Here is a 13,249-nt window from a genome sequence, read left to right as displayed (position 1 = left end):
TAAAGTATGGCACGCGTAACTGTTCAGGACGCTGTAGAGAAAATTGGTAACCGTTTTGACCTGGTTCTGGTCGCCGCGCGTCGCGCTCGTCAGATGCAGACTGGCGGTAAAGATCCATTGGTACCGGAAGAAAACGATAAAACCACCGTTATCGCACTGCGCGAAATCGAAGAAGGTCTGATCAACAACCAGATCCTCGACGTGCGTGAGCGCCAGGAACAACAAGAGCAGGAAGCCGCTGAATTACAAGCCGTTACCGCTATTGCTGAAGGTCGTCGTTAAACATAAGCGGGTCGCCCTTGTATCTGTTTGAGAGCCTGAATCAGCTGATTCAAAATTACCTGCCGGAAGACCAGATTAAGCGTCTGCGGCAGGCCTATCTCGTTGCACGTGATGCTCACGAGGGGCAAGCACGTTCAAGCGGTGAACCCTATATCACGCACCCAGTTGCGGTAGCCTGTATTCTGGCCGAGATGAAACTCGACCATGAAACGTTGATGGCTGCCCTATTGCATGACGTGATTGAAGATACCCCTGCCACCTACCAGGATATGGAGCAGCTCTTTGGCAAAAGCGTTGCTGAGCTGGTAGAGGGGGTGTCAAAACTTGATAAACTCAAGTTCCGCGATAAGAAAGAGGCGCAGGCCGAAAACTTTCGCAAAATGATTATGGCGATGGTGCAAGATATCCGCGTCATCCTCATCAAGCTTGCCGACCGCACCCATAACATGCGCACGCTGGGCTCGTTACGCCCGGACAAACGTCGCCGTATCGCACGTGAAACACTCGAAATCTACAGCCCGCTGGCCCACCGTTTAGGTATCCACCACATCAAAACCGAGCTTGAAGAGCTGGGCTTTGAAGCGCTGTACCCTAACCGCTATCGCGTGATTAAAGAAGTGGTGAAAGCCGCCCGTGGTAACCGTAAGGAGATGATTCAGAAGATCCTTTCTGAAATCGAGGGGCGTTTACAGGAAGCAGGAATTCCGTGTCGCGTCAGCGGTCGCGAAAAGCATTTGTACTCTATTTACTGCAAAATGGTGCTCAAAGAGCAGCGTTTTCACTCGATCATGGATATCTACGCTTTCCGCGTGATCGTCCACGACCTCGACACCTGCTATCGCGTTCTGGGGCAGATGCACAGCCTGTATAAACCGCGTCCGGGTCGGGTAAAAGACTATATCGCCATCCCTAAGGCGAACGGATATCAATCCCTGCATACATCCATGATTGGGCCGCACGGCGTCCCGGTCGAAGTCCAGATCCGTACCGAAGACATGGATCAGATGGCAGAGATGGGTGTGGCTGCACATTGGGCCTATAAAGAACACGGCGGCGAAAGCAGCACGACCGCGCAAATCCGCGCCCAGCGCTGGATGCAAAGCCTGCTTGAGTTACAGCAGAGCGCCGGTAGCTCGTTTGAATTTATTGAAAGCGTAAAATCCGATCTCTTCCCGGACGAGATTTACGTTTTCACCCCGGAAGGCCGCATTGTCGAGCTGCCCGCAGGGGCTACACCAGTAGACTTTGCTTACGCCGTGCATACCGATATCGGCCATGCCTGCGTCGGCGCTCGCGTCGACCGTCAGCCCTACCCGCTGTCACAGCCACTTTCCAGTGGTCAGACGGTTGAAATCATTACCGCACCGGGCGCACGCCCGAATGCCGCATGGCTCAATTTTGTCGTCAGCTCGAAAGCGCGAGCCAAAATTCGCCAGATGCTGAAAAACCTTAAGCGCGACGATTCCGTTAGCCTGGGCCGCCGCCTGCTGAATCACGCGCTGGGCGGTAGCCGCAAGCTGGCGGAAATTTCGCCTGAGCATATCCAGCGCGAGCTGGAGCGCATGCGTCTTGCGACCCTGGATGACCTGCTGGCGGAGATCGGCCTCGGCAACGCCATGAGCGTTGTGGTCGCCAAAAACCTTCAGCAGGGCGAAGCCACACCGCTGGCTCCTGGCGCCACCGGACTTACCCACCTGCCGATTAAAGGCGCAGATGGCGTACTGATCACCTTCGCGAAATGCTGTCGTCCGATTCCCGGTGACCCAATCATCGCCCACGTCAGCCCAGGTAAAGGGCTGGTTATCCACCATGAATCCTGCCGCAACATACGCGGTTATCAGAAAGAACCTGAGAAATTCATGGCGGTAGAGTGGGACAAAGAGACGGCGCAGGAATTTATCACCGAAATTAAGGTTGATATGTTCAACCATCAGGGAGCATTGGCTAACCTGACGGCAGCGATCAACACCGCGGCGTCCAATATTCAAAGCCTGAATACGGAAGAAAAAGATGGCCGCGTTTATAGCGCCTTTATCCGCCTGACCGCACGCGATCGTGTACATCTGGCGAACATCATGCGCAAAATCCGCGTGATGCCGGACGTTATTAAAGTCACACGTAATAGAAATTAGCTCTTACACAAAATCATTCGAATTGCATCAAGGCGGCAAGCGAATGAATCCCCAGGAGCGTACAGAAGTACGTGACTGGGGTGAGTGAGTGCAGACAACGCCGAGGCAGTTCGAAGGATTAAGTGCAATGAACTCAAACCGTTATGCGCGTATTTGTGAAATGCTCGCCAGACGCCAGCCCGATCTGACGGTCTGCATGGAGCAAGTCCACAAACCTCATAATGTCTCGGCTATAGTGCGTACCGCCGACGCCGTTGGCGTACATGAAGTTCATGCCGTCTGGCCGAGCAGCCGGATGCGCACGATGGCCTCGGCAGCAGCAGGTAGTAACAGTTGGGTGCAGGTGAAAACCCATCCGACAATTAGCGACGCCGTTAGCCATTTGAAGGGCCGGGGCATGCAAATACTGGCAACCCATCTCTCTGATAAATCTGTTGATTTTCGCGAAATAGATTATACCCGCCCGACCTGTATTTTAATGGGTCAGGAAAAAACCGGGATCACTCAGGAAGCGTTAGACCTCGCGGATCAAGATATCATCATCCCGATGATTGGCATGGTGCAGTCATTGAACGTTTCCGTTGCCTCTGCCCTCATCCTGTACGAAGCACAGCGCCAGCGGCAAAACGCAGGCATGTATCATCGTGATAACAGCATGCTGCCCGATGACGAACAACAGCGCCTGCTCTTTGAAGGCGGTTATCCGGTGTTGGCGAACGTTGCCAAACGAAAAAATCTGCCATACCCTCGCATTAACGAGCAGGGCGAAATAGAAGCCGACACCTCATGGTGGGCAACCATGCAGGCCAAGGGGTAATAAACCATGCAAAGCCGTCTGCTGGATGCCGTACCGCTCAGCACACTGACCGGCGTCGGTGCCGCGCAAAGTAATCGGCTCGCGAAGATTGGTCTACATACCGTACAGGACCTGCTCCTGCACCTGCCGCTGCGTTATGAAGATCGTACCCAACTCTATCCAATCGGTGAACTGCTTCCCGGCGTGTATGCCACCGTTGAAGGCGAAGTCCTGAACAGCACCATCACCTTCGGCGGACGCCGGATGATGACCTGCCAGATAAGCGACGGCTCCGGCATCCTGACGATGCGCTTTTTCAACTTCAACGCCGCCATGAAAAACAGCCTCGCCACCGGACGACGCGTGTTGGCCTACGGCGAAGCGAAACGCGGCAAATTCGGCGCGGAGATGATCCATCCGGAATACCGTGTACAAGGCGATCTCAGCACCCCGGATTTGCAGGAAACCTTAACGCCGGTCTACCCCACGACCGAAGGCATCAAGCAAGCGACGCTACGTAAATTAACCGATCAGGCGCTGGATCTGCTGGATACCTGCGCTATCAGCGAACTGCTGCCTCCCGAGCTGGCACAAGGCATGATGAGTCTGCCGGAAGCGCTGCGCACGCTGCATCGTCCACCGCCATCACTCCAGCTCGCCGATTTAGAAACCGGCAAGCATCCGGCACAGCAGCGGTTAATTCTGGAAGAGTTACTGGCCCATAACCTGAGCATGCTGGCACTCCGTGCGGGCGCCCAGCGCTTCCATGCTCAACCGCTTAGCAGCAATGATACGCTGAAAGAAAAGCTGCTGGCGGCGCTGCCGTTTAAACCGACCGGTGCACAGGCGCGGGTCACCGCAGAAATAGAACACGACATGGCGCTGGATGTGCCGATGATGCGCCTGGTACAAGGCGACGTGGGTTCTGGCAAAACGCTGGTTGCCGCGCTGGCTGCGCTTCGCGCTATCGCGCACGGCAGACAGGTGGCGTTAATGGCGCCGACCGAGCTGCTTGCTGAACAGCATGCCAACAACTTCCGCAGCTGGTTTGAGCCATTGGGTATTGAAGTCGGCTGGTTAGCAGGCAAGCAAAAAGGCAAAGCGCGACAGGCGCAGCAGGATGCTATTGCCAGCGGCCAGGTGCAGATGATTGTCGGCACACATGCGATATTCCAGGAGCAGGTGCAGTTCAACGGCCTGGCGCTGGTGATTATCGACGAACAACACCGCTTTGGTGTCCACCAGCGCCTGGCGCTGTGGGAAAAAGGTCAGCAGCAGGGTTTTCATCCGCATCAGTTGATCATGACCGCAACGCCGATTCCGCGCACCCTGGCGATGACCGCCTACGCCGACCTTGATACGTCGGTTATTGATGAGCTACCGCCGGGCAGGACGCCCGTCACGACCGTTGCCATTCCCGACACTCGCCGCCCGGATATCATCAACCGCGTGCGCAATGCTTGTACTACCGAAGGACGTCAGGCTTATTGGGTTTGTACGCTAATCGAAGAGTCCGACCTGCTGGAAGCTCAGGCGGCAGAAGCCACCTGGGAAGAACTCAAACTGGCGCTGCCGGAGCTCAATGTCGGCCTGGTACACGGGCGAATGAAGTCCGCGGAGAAACAGGCGGTGATGCAGGCCTTTAAACAGGGTGAACTGCATCTGCTGATCGCCACCACGGTCATTGAAGTCGGCGTCGACGTGCCCAATTCCAGTTTGATGATTATTGAAAACCCCGAGCGATTGGGGCTGGCACAGCTGCACCAGCTCAGAGGCCGCGTAGGCCGTGGCGCGGTGGCCTCACATTGCGTGCTGCTCTACAAATCGCCGCTCTCCAAAACTGCACAGATGCGCCTGCAGGTACTGCGGGACAGTAACGACGGTTTCGTCATTGCGCAAAAAGATCTCGAAATTCGTGGCCCCGGTGAACTGCTGGGAACACGTCAGACCGGCAGCGCCGAATTTAAAGTTGCCGACCTGCTGCGCGATCAGGCAATGATCCCCGAAGTTCAGCGCTTGGCACGTCATATTCACGAACGTTACCCGCAGCAAGCCAACGCTTTAATTGAGCGCTGGATGCCGGAAACCGAACGCTATTCCAACGCGTAGTAGCACCCGCAGCCCGTAAAGGGCTGTGCTAAACTTCGCACAATTTTACTTCCTGGACGAGTTTGTAATGAGAAGAGAACTGGCTATCGAATTTTCGCGCGTTACTGAAGCGGCAGCGCTGGCAGGCTATAAATGGCTTGGTCGTGGTGATAAAAACACCGCCGACGGCGCGGCCGTCAACGCCATGCGAATTATGCTTAACAAGGTCAACATTGACGGCACTATTGTCATTGGTGAAGGCGAAATCGATGAAGCGCCAATGCTCTACATCGGCGAGTCCGTGGGCACCGGTCAAGGTGATGCGGTTGATATCGCCGTCGACCCGATTGAAGGCACCCGTATGACCGCTATGGGCCAGTCTAACGCTCTGGCCGTATTGGCCGTGGGCGATAAAGGCTGCTTCCTCAACGCCCCTGACATGTATATGGAGAAACTGATTGTCGGCCCGGGCGCTAAAGGCGCTATCGACCTGAACAAACCGCTGGAAGAGAACCTGCGCAACATCGCTCGTGCGCTGGACAAGCCGCTTGGTGAGTTGACGGTCACCATTCTCGCCAAGCCGCGTCACGACGGAGTGATTACTGAGCTACAAAAACTGGGCGTGCGCGTGTTTGCCATTCCCGACGGCGATGTGGCGGCTTCTATTCTGAGCTGCATGCCAGACAGCGAAGTTGACGTGATGTACGGCATTGGCGGTGCGCCGGAAGGTGTAATTTCAGCAGCCGTTATCCGTGCTCTGGACGGTGATATGCACGGTCGATTACTGGCTCGTCATGATGTTAAAGGCGATAGCGAAGAGAACCGCCGCATTGGTGAAAGCGAGCTCGCTCGCTGCAAAGAGATGGGCATCGAAGCTGGCGTTGTGCTGACTCTCGACGATATGGCGCGTAGCGATAACGTCATTTTCTCCGCCACCGGTATCACCAAAGGCGACCTGCTGGATGGCATCACCCGCAAGGGCAATATCGCCACCACTGAAACGCTGCTGATCCGCGGTAAATCACGCACCATTCGCCGTATTCAGTCGATTCACTACCTGGATCGCAAAGACACTGAAATCCAGCGTCACATTCTGTAATTCATTTGATCAATCGAGCTTTCCAGCCTTTTCGGGCTGGAAATCTTCTGCCGTCACGGTGAAGATAAGATAACGCGAATGAGAGGAGATACGCCATGGCAGACTGGGTAACAGGAAAAGTTGTAAAAGTAAAAAACTGGACCGATGCTCTGTTTAGCCTCACCGTCCACGCACCGGTTAATCCGTTCACCGCTGGTCAGTTTGCCAAGCTGGGGCTGGATATCGACGGCGAACGTGTGCAGCGCGCCTACTCTTACGTTAACGCCCCCAGCAACCCCGATCTTGAGTTCTATCTGGTGACCGTTCCGGAAGGCAAGCTTAGCCCGCGACTGGCGGCGCTACAACCGGGTGATGACGTACAAATTGTCAGCGAAGCCGCCGGCTTCTTTGTGCTGGATGAAGTGCCTGATTGCGAGACGCTATGGATGGTGGCGACCGGCACCGCGATTGGCCCATACCTGTCGATTCTGGAAGAAGGCAAAGACCTCGAGCGCTTTAAAAATCTGGTATTGGTTCATGCTGCGCGCTATGCGGCGGATTTAAGCTATCTACCACAGATGCAGGCGCTGGCTGAGCGTTATGCCGATAAGTTGCGAATTCATACGGTGGTCAGTCGTGAAAACGTCCCAGGGATGCTTACCGGGCGCATTCCGGCACTGATTGAAAGCGGTGCACTGGAAGCGGCTGTCGGTTTACCGATAAACGCCGAAACCAGCCACATCATGCTATGCGGTAACCCGCAGATGGTACGCGATACCCAGCAGTTACTAAAAGAGACCCGACAGATGACCAAACATTTACGTCGTCGGCCGGGCCATATGACTGCTGAACACTACTGGTGATCGGCGCGGTACTTCACGGCCTGGGTATCTTTACCGTACTTATTTTCACCCTGGGTGCCGACAAACGCGCCCAGGTCGATAAGCATCATCACGATAATCAGCGTTGGGATAAAACGTCCAACGCCCCACTGCCAGACGCCGGGCAGCATCGACCAGTTTCCTGCTAGTAGCATCCACGCCAGCACCATCAACAGCGCCCACAGGCCCGATTTCCCGCGATCGTGTAGACGCTTAATCGTGACCGAAGCCGTCGGCCACAACAGGCAAACCAACATAAATGCCGCCGTTTGTAGATCGATAAGGCCACCGCCCGCGAGGCTAAACAGCGCCACCATCGTGACGGCCCAGAGGCCAATCCAAATCCAGAAATCACGGCGCCCAATACGCCCTTTGATGGAAAATAACCATTGCTGTAGAGTCATGTACCTTTTCCTATTCTCGTCATGATCGTAGTTTACCCTGGAGCGGGCACATTTTGACAAGCGCGTCGGTTCCCGTTTTAATCGTCATCTGCAAAGAGGAGAACGATTGGCATGAATAAATGGATAACGCTGTGTCTGGTCGGGCTTATCACGCTCTTTACCGGTCAGTCTGCGCTGTCGGCACAAACGTCTACAGCCGTTGCCCCGTACCTGTTGCCCGGCGCCCCGGCATTCGATCTCTCCATCAGCCAGTTTCGTGAGAAATTCAATACCGACAACCCAACCCTGCCGCTGGGTGAGTTCCGCTCAATCACCTCCAGCCGCGATCAGATGAATATTACCCGTGCCGCCAGCAAAATTAATGAGAACCTTTACGCCTCAACGGCGCTTGAGCGCGGCACGCTGAAAATCAAATCTATCCAGATAACCTGGTTACCCATTCAGGGGCCAGAGCAGAAGGCGGCGAAGAATAAAGCGCAGGAGTATATGAGCGCCTTAATGCGCGCGGTACTTCCGACGCTAACCAAACCGCAAAGCCTGCAAAAACTGCAAAAACTTCTCGCCCAGGGAAAAGGTAAACATTACTTTACCAGCACCGAGGGTGCCGTCCGCTATGTTGTCGCAGATAATGGCGAAAAAGGACTGACCTTCGCCGTTGAACCGATTAAGCTGGCGCTATCTGAAAATCTTGAAGGGGAGAATAAATGATAAAAAGCAAAGCCTTCATGCCTTTCAATCTCTATACTGATTCACAGACCATGCTGCCCTAACGGGTAGCCATATTCCTTAATTCGCTAACAAGCGTGGAGAATCGAAATGCGACATCCTTTAGTGATGGGTAACTGGAAACTGAACGGCAGCCGCCACATGGTACACGAACTGGTTGCTAACCTGCGCACCGAGTTGGCTGGTGTTTCTGGCTGTGGCGTAGCTATCGCTCCGCCTGAAATGTACATCGATATGGCTAAACACGCAGCTGCGGGCAGCCACATCCACTTGGGCGCGCAGAACGTTGACCTGAACCTGTCCGGCGCATTCACCGGTGAAACCTCTGCTGAAATGCTCAAAGATGTTGGTGCAACCTACATCATCATCGGCCACTCAGAGCGTCGTACTTACCATAAAGAATCTGACGAGCTGATCGCGAAGAAATTTGCTGTGCTGAAAGAGCAGGGTCTGATCCCAGTACTGTGCATCGGTGAAACCGAAGCAGAAAACGAAGCGGGCAAAACTGAAGAAGTTTGCGCACGTCAGATTGACGCGGTTCTGAAAACTCAGGGCGCTGCGGCATTCGAAGGCGTTGTTATCGCTTACGAACCAGTATGGGCTATCGGTACCGGCAAATCTGCAACCCCAGCGCAGGCACAAGCAGTTCACAAATTCATTCGTGACCACATTGCTAAAGCTGACGCGAAAATCGCTGAACAGGTCATCATCCAGTACGGCGGTTCCGTGAACGCGGGCAACGCAGCTGAGCTGTTCACCCAGCCGGACATCGATGGCGCGCTGGTTGGCGGCGCATCCCTGAAAGCTGACGCTTTCGCGGTAATCGTTAAAGCGGCTGAAGCGGCTAAAAACGCGTAAGACATTCGCGCACAGCCTCCCCGGAGTCGGCATTCGCCTCGTCCGGGCTACAGATTAATGTAGCCCGGCTTCGCTGCGCGCCGCCGGGTAAAACCGGCCTTCAGGCCGGTTTTTTTTATAATTTACCCAACGCCTGATACCAAACATAATCCAGCGGCAACAGCAGCAGGTAACTCACCGCCGCCAGCGCCAGACACAGCAGCATTCCCGCCCTTGCAGGTATCTTCCCTAACGCCATCGCCACCACAATTGGCGACGCCTGATACGGCAACAACGGCGTGGAATACCCCAACACCTGAATCATAATTACGCTCAACAACGGAAAACCGGTGGCATCGGAAAAACTCTGAGCAAAGGTGGTATACAGCGCCGGTACACCATTGGCGGTCATAATAAAGTTCAGCGCACTGGTAATGCCCGTTAAGGCGAGGAAGCTGGTAAATGGCGCATCCTCACTGAGCGGCATGATATGCAGCAGCGCATTCCCCACCACCGCCCCAATCCCTGTCTGCGTGACAGTGATAGCCAGCCCCAGAATACCGGCGACGTAGATGCAGGTGCGCATATTCACGCCACTGGCAAACTCTTCACCATTAATAAATCCAACGCGCGGCAGCAACGTCACCACGGCGGCCACCAGCCCCGTCCACGCGGGCCCTATACCGTGCCAGCTTTCGCTCACCCACAAGGTCAGTACCACCGCCAGCAGCCATGCCAGGCGCTTCTCATCCCCGCTCATCGGAGGTAAGGGTTCCATCTCATGCGGTGGATGCGGTTTGCCGGGGAACATCCAGCAAATCAGTGCAATCAGCGCCGCCCCTTTCAGCCAGCCCAGCACCGGCGTGTGTAGCAACAAATAGGGGACATAGTTCAGGTGGATACCGTAAGCACCTTCCGCCGCCCCGCTCATCACCAGATTGGGAACGTTAGCCGGTAAAATGGTCGCGGATAGCTGGAAGGTGCCGAAGCCTACCGCCAGCGCCAATCCGTACCACGCACGAGTCCCGTCCTCAATCCCGGCACGCTTCGCCATCGCCGCTACAATCGGCATCAACAGCGCAATACGCCCCATATTCGACGGCATCACGAACGCCAGCGCATAACTTAGCAGGACCACACTGGCGACCATGAGTAGCCAGGAATCAGTCAGCCGTGACGACAGGGCACGGGCGGCACGGTCCGCAAGTCCCGTTTTTCGAATGGCGATGCCGAGAACAAATCCACTGAACACCAGCCAGAAAGCCGATGATGCGAAGCCGCCGAAGATCACATCCGGCGGGGCGATTTTGGCCGTCATCGCAGCGGCGAAGAACAGTAGTGCGGTAATAAATTCCGGCAGCAGCGATGTTGCCCACAGCAGGATAGTCACGCCAACGATGATAGAGGGAAGGAACAGAGGGTGAGTAAACCAGAGCGACATACCTGTCTCCTGTCGTTTTTTTCAGCAAGAATACGACGACAGGAATGACAGGTAAACGCCAGATATGGTGGGGTTATTGCAAAATTTCGCAGCGATGATCCTGAATTTCCTCGGCAGAAGCGCGGTTCAGGGCGAGAAGATTTCGCTGGGTTGCCAGCAACACCAGCGAGCCGTCACTTTGCTGTGCCAGCGCCAGGGCAAAGCTCCCCATATGATCGCGCGCTTCTGGGACCTCTTCCGCCAGCATCAAGAACGGACTGCGTTGCGCCAGCTCATTTTCAGTTACCCGGCGCGCCAGATACTCATGTCCGAGCAGACCGCCCGGCAGCGGAAGCCAGCGGCTACTGATGGCCGACATATCACCGTCTAACTGTTCACGGACGTCTTTTCGCAGGCAGGAAATATGGATGTGGAAATGATTTTGTGAGCGCCCGGTGCGGGAGTTGATGGCCAGCGACACCGCGCTGTCCGGGACTGCCGAGCCGCGTTTGTCGCTCATGATGGCGCGTCGCTGCCAGGCCTGCCAAAAGAAGTTCGGCGTGAGTGGGTCAAGTAACAGCGGGCTTTCGGTACCGTTGATACGGTAGGTGGGCATCAACAAATATTGCAGTGGCCCATTACGGTCTTTAAACAGTACGTAGCCGCCATTCGGGTTAACGTCGACGCACGGTTTAGGCGTGCGATGCAGTTGTTGATTGGGGACACATTGTTGCAACGCAGTCTGGCGCAGCGCATCCCGGCTACTGGAATGCAGCCAATACCAGCCGCCAGCACCGACCACTATCACCAGGATTAGCAGCGTCACCAGCAAATATTTTAACTTTTTCATCGTGTTTCCCCGTTTCAAACCGAGGAGGGAGAGTAACGCAGTTTTGTGACCAACAGAACATTTGAGGCAAGAAGGGGGGATATTTTACGCTGCCTGATGGCGCTTCGCTTATCAGGACTACGAGACGGTAGCCCGGCCAAGCGGAGCGCCGCCGGGAAAGCTCGGTGCAAAATCCCGGCGTCGCTTCGCTCGGCCGGGTTACGAGACTTAACGCTTACTGATTTCGTCGAAAGTGCCACCGTTAGAGAAGTGCTCTTTCTGCGCTTTCGTCCAGCCGCCGAATTCCTGATCAATCGTAAAGAGTTTCAGTTTCGGGAATTCATTTTCATATTTCTTCGCGACCGCAGCATCACGCGGGCGATAGTAGTTCTTCGCCGCAATTTCCTGACCTTCCGGTGAGTACAGGTACTTCAGGTAGGCTTGTGCCACCGCCGTTGTGCCTTTTTTGTCAGCCACTTTGTCGACCACGGAAACGGTCGGCTCAGCAAGGATAGACTCGCTCGGGGTCACGATTTCAAACTTATCTTTACCCAGTTCATTGGTCGCCAGCAGCGCTTCGTTTTCCCAGGCAATCAGCACGTCGCCGATACCACGTTCCACGAAGGTGTTGGTTGAACCACGTGCGCCAGAGTCCAGCACTTCCACGTTTTTATACAACGCTTTCACGAAGTCCTGTGCTTTGGCCTGATCGTTGTTGTTGTGGTGCAGGGCATAGCCCCAAGCGGCCAGATAGTTCCAGCGAGCACCGCCGGAGCTTTTTGGATTCGGGGTAATAACGGAGACGCCCGGTTTAATCAGATCGTTCCAGTCATGAATTTGTTTCGGGTTGCCTTTACGCACCAGGAACACGATGGTGGAAGTGTATGGCGCGGAGTTATCCGGCAGACGCTTGATCCAGTTTTTATCAATACGACCGCGCTCGGCGATAGCATCAACATCATAAGCCAACGCCAGCGTCACCACGTCGGCATCAATACCGTTAATCACTGAAGTAGCCTGTTTGCCAGAGCCGCCGTGCGACTGACGAATCACCACGTTATCGCCGGTCTCTTTCTTCCAGTGCGCGCTGAAAGCTTTGTTATATTGCTCATACAGCTCACGCGTCGGATCGTAAGACACGTTAAGTAACTGAATATCCTTAGCCAGTACGCTGGTGGAAGCCAGCAAAAGAGTCAACCCTACGCCCCACTTGTTCATCGCCCGCTCTCTTATCTGTTGTGTTGTAATAAGGCTAGCCTGACAGAAATCGAACCGATGATTAAAGAATAAAAAAAGATTGATTATGCAGTTTTGAAATATAAGAAGCGAAAACACGGCGATGCGCGTTTGCTCGAATTCACTCAGAAGGGAAAATCAGAGGGGGAGCTTCCCCAGACCGCTAACAAAACGGCCCAGGGAGAGTTGGAATCAAACTTCTTCCATGCGGCCCAGCAGAGCCTGCAGACGATCCTGCCAACCATTCTGCTGTTCTTTCAGCTGGCCGTTTTCACGCTCCAGCTCTTCACGGTTATGCTGTGCAGCCTGAACATCCTGCTCCAGCGTATTGTTCTTTTCTTTCAGCTCTTCGATTTCCATCTGCAACAGCGTGATGGTATCAATCGCCTGCTGAACTTTTGCTTCCAGTTTCTCAAACACTTCTAATGACATCGTCCTATCTCCTGATCTTGCAAGGCGTTGATCTCGTCCCGGAACCCCGGTGACGCCTTAACCCAAATAAGCGCACGGCTTGTAGTCGATTGTATGGAGCGCCGTCGC

The 13,249-nt window shown here is 54.7% G+C and carries 13 protein-coding genes; 8 read left to right on the top strand and 5 right to left on the bottom strand.

Annotation, left to right across the window (positions count from 1 at the left end):
* Positions 1–6 precede the first annotated feature (6 nt).
* The 6 genes from rpoZ (at position 7) to fpr (ending at position 7,239) form a co-directional block, all read left to right on the top strand.
* Positions 7–282 carry a DNA-directed RNA polymerase subunit omega gene (gene rpoZ / locus U0026_RS00565; RefSeq protein WP_002442542.1) on the top strand — a complete coding sequence of 92 codons (276 nt, stop codon included), beginning with the start codon at positions 7–9 and terminating at the stop codon, positions 280–282.
* A 17-nt stretch (positions 283–299) separates the two neighbouring features.
* Complete coding sequence (gene spoT, locus U0026_RS00560) at positions 300–2,414, top strand: bifunctional GTP diphosphokinase/guanosine-3',5'-bis pyrophosphate 3'-pyrophosphohydrolase (protein WP_062775888.1); 2,115 nt, start codon at positions 300–302, stop codon at positions 2,412–2,414.
* A 127-nt stretch (positions 2,415–2,541) separates the two neighbouring features.
* Positions 2,542–3,231 (top strand): tRNA (guanosine(18)-2'-O)-methyltransferase TrmH, encoded by a 690-nt coding sequence (gene trmH, locus U0026_RS00555; protein ID WP_062775890.1) that lies wholly within the window; start codon positions 2,542–2,544, stop codon positions 3,229–3,231.
* 6 nt (positions 3,232–3,237) lie between these two features.
* Positions 3,238–5,319, top strand: a complete 2,082-nt coding sequence (gene recG / locus U0026_RS00550) for an ATP-dependent DNA helicase RecG (RefSeq protein ID WP_062775892.1) — start codon at positions 3,238–3,240, stop codon at positions 5,317–5,319.
* Positions 5,320–5,386: 67 nt separating this feature from the next.
* Positions 5,387–6,397, top strand: a complete 1,011-nt coding sequence (gene glpX, locus U0026_RS00545) for a class II fructose-bisphosphatase (protein WP_062775893.1) — start codon at positions 5,387–5,389, stop codon at positions 6,395–6,397.
* Between the two features lie 95 nt (positions 6,398–6,492).
* Positions 6,493–7,239, top strand: a complete 747-nt coding sequence (gene fpr / locus U0026_RS00540; protein WP_062775894.1) for a ferredoxin--NADP(+) reductase — start codon at positions 6,493–6,495, stop codon at positions 7,237–7,239.
* Here fpr and U0026_RS00535 read toward each other — a convergent pair.
* Positions 7,230–7,661: a DUF805 domain-containing protein gene (locus tag U0026_RS00535; protein ID WP_062775896.1), complete on the bottom strand. Its 432-nt coding sequence runs from the start codon at positions 7,659–7,661 to the stop codon at positions 7,230–7,232. The genes fpr and U0026_RS00535 overlap by 10 nt on opposite strands.
* Before the next feature lie 111 nt (positions 7,662–7,772).
* On the opposite strand from U0026_RS00535, the gene U0026_RS00530 reads away from it, so the two are divergent.
* Together U0026_RS00530 and tpiA are read left to right on the top strand one after the other, a co-directional pair.
* The gene (locus tag U0026_RS00530) at positions 7,773–8,369 is read left to right on the top strand and encodes a DUF1454 family protein (protein ID WP_062775898.1); all 597 of its coding nucleotides are present in this window, start codon (positions 7,773–7,775) and stop codon (positions 8,367–8,369) included.
* 108 nt (positions 8,370–8,477) lie between these two features.
* Positions 8,478–9,245 (top strand): triose-phosphate isomerase, encoded by a 768-nt coding sequence (tpiA, locus tag U0026_RS00525; protein ID WP_062775899.1) that lies wholly within the window; start codon positions 8,478–8,480, stop codon positions 9,243–9,245.
* 115 nt (positions 9,246–9,360) lie between these two features.
* Here tpiA and U0026_RS00520 read toward each other — a convergent pair whose 3' ends face one another.
* The 4 genes from U0026_RS00520 to zapB form a co-directional block, all read right to left on the bottom strand.
* Positions 9,361–10,665, bottom strand: a complete 1,305-nt coding sequence (locus tag U0026_RS00520; RefSeq protein ID WP_062775901.1) for an SLC13 family permease — start codon at positions 10,663–10,665, stop codon at positions 9,361–9,363.
* A 73-nt stretch (positions 10,666–10,738) separates the two neighbouring features.
* Complete coding sequence (locus U0026_RS00515; RefSeq protein ID WP_062775902.1) at positions 10,739–11,494, bottom strand: CDP-diacylglycerol diphosphatase; 756 nt, start codon at positions 11,492–11,494, stop codon at positions 10,739–10,741.
* 207 nt (positions 11,495–11,701) lie between these two features.
* Positions 11,702–12,691 (bottom strand): sulfate/thiosulfate ABC transporter substrate-binding protein Sbp, encoded by a 990-nt coding sequence (sbp, locus tag U0026_RS00510; protein ID WP_062775903.1) that lies wholly within the window; start codon positions 12,689–12,691, stop codon positions 11,702–11,704.
* 210 nt (positions 12,692–12,901) lie between these two features.
* On the bottom strand, positions 12,902–13,141 hold the full coding sequence (zapB, locus tag U0026_RS00505; protein WP_062775906.1) for a septal ring assembly protein ZapB: 240 nt from the start codon (positions 13,139–13,141) through the stop codon (positions 12,902–12,904).
* Positions 13,142–13,249: the final 108 nt, after the last annotated feature.

Origin of the sequence: Kluyvera intermedia, from assembly GCF_034424175.1 — a bacterium.
GTDB classification, from domain to species: Bacteria; Pseudomonadota; Gammaproteobacteria; order Enterobacterales; family Enterobacteriaceae; genus Kluyvera; species Kluyvera intermedia.
This window is presented reverse-complemented; position numbering and strand designations above follow the sequence as displayed.

What these genes read in the sequence shown, in the direction of transcription:
- glpX (WP_062775893.1), top strand. Translation starts at nt 5,387, where the DNA reads ATGAGAAGAGAACTGGCTATCGAATTTTCGCGCGTTACTGAAGCGGCA.
- recG (WP_062775892.1), top strand. Translation starts at nt 3,238, where the DNA reads ATGCAAAGCCGTCTGCTGGATGCCGTACCGCTCAGCACACTGACCGGC.
- rpoZ (WP_002442542.1), top strand. Translation starts at nt 7, where the DNA reads ATGGCACGCGTAACTGTTCAGGACGCTGTAGAGAAAATTGGTAACCGT.
- U0026_RS00520 (WP_062775901.1), bottom strand. Translation starts at nt 10,665, where the DNA reads ATGTCGCTCTGGTTTACTCACCCTCTGTTCCTTCCCTCTATCATCGTT.
- fpr (WP_062775894.1), top strand. Translation starts at nt 6,493, where the DNA reads ATGGCAGACTGGGTAACAGGAAAAGTTGTAAAAGTAAAAAACTGGACC.
- tpiA (WP_062775899.1), top strand. Translation starts at nt 8,478, where the DNA reads ATGCGACATCCTTTAGTGATGGGTAACTGGAAACTGAACGGCAGCCGC.
- trmH (WP_062775890.1), top strand. Translation starts at nt 2,542, where the DNA reads ATGAACTCAAACCGTTATGCGCGTATTTGTGAAATGCTCGCCAGACGC.
- U0026_RS00535 (WP_062775896.1), bottom strand. Translation starts at nt 7,661, where the DNA reads ATGACTCTACAGCAATGGTTATTTTCCATCAAAGGGCGTATTGGGCGC.
- U0026_RS00530 (WP_062775898.1), top strand. Translation starts at nt 7,773, where the DNA reads ATGAATAAATGGATAACGCTGTGTCTGGTCGGGCTTATCACGCTCTTT.
- zapB (WP_062775906.1), bottom strand. Translation starts at nt 13,141, where the DNA reads ATGTCATTAGAAGTGTTTGAGAAACTGGAAGCAAAAGTTCAGCAGGCG.
- sbp (WP_062775903.1), bottom strand. Translation starts at nt 12,691, where the DNA reads ATGAACAAGTGGGGCGTAGGGTTGACTCTTTTGCTGGCTTCCACCAGC.
- U0026_RS00515 (WP_062775902.1), bottom strand. Translation starts at nt 11,494, where the DNA reads ATGAAAAAGTTAAAATATTTGCTGGTGACGCTGCTAATCCTGGTGATA.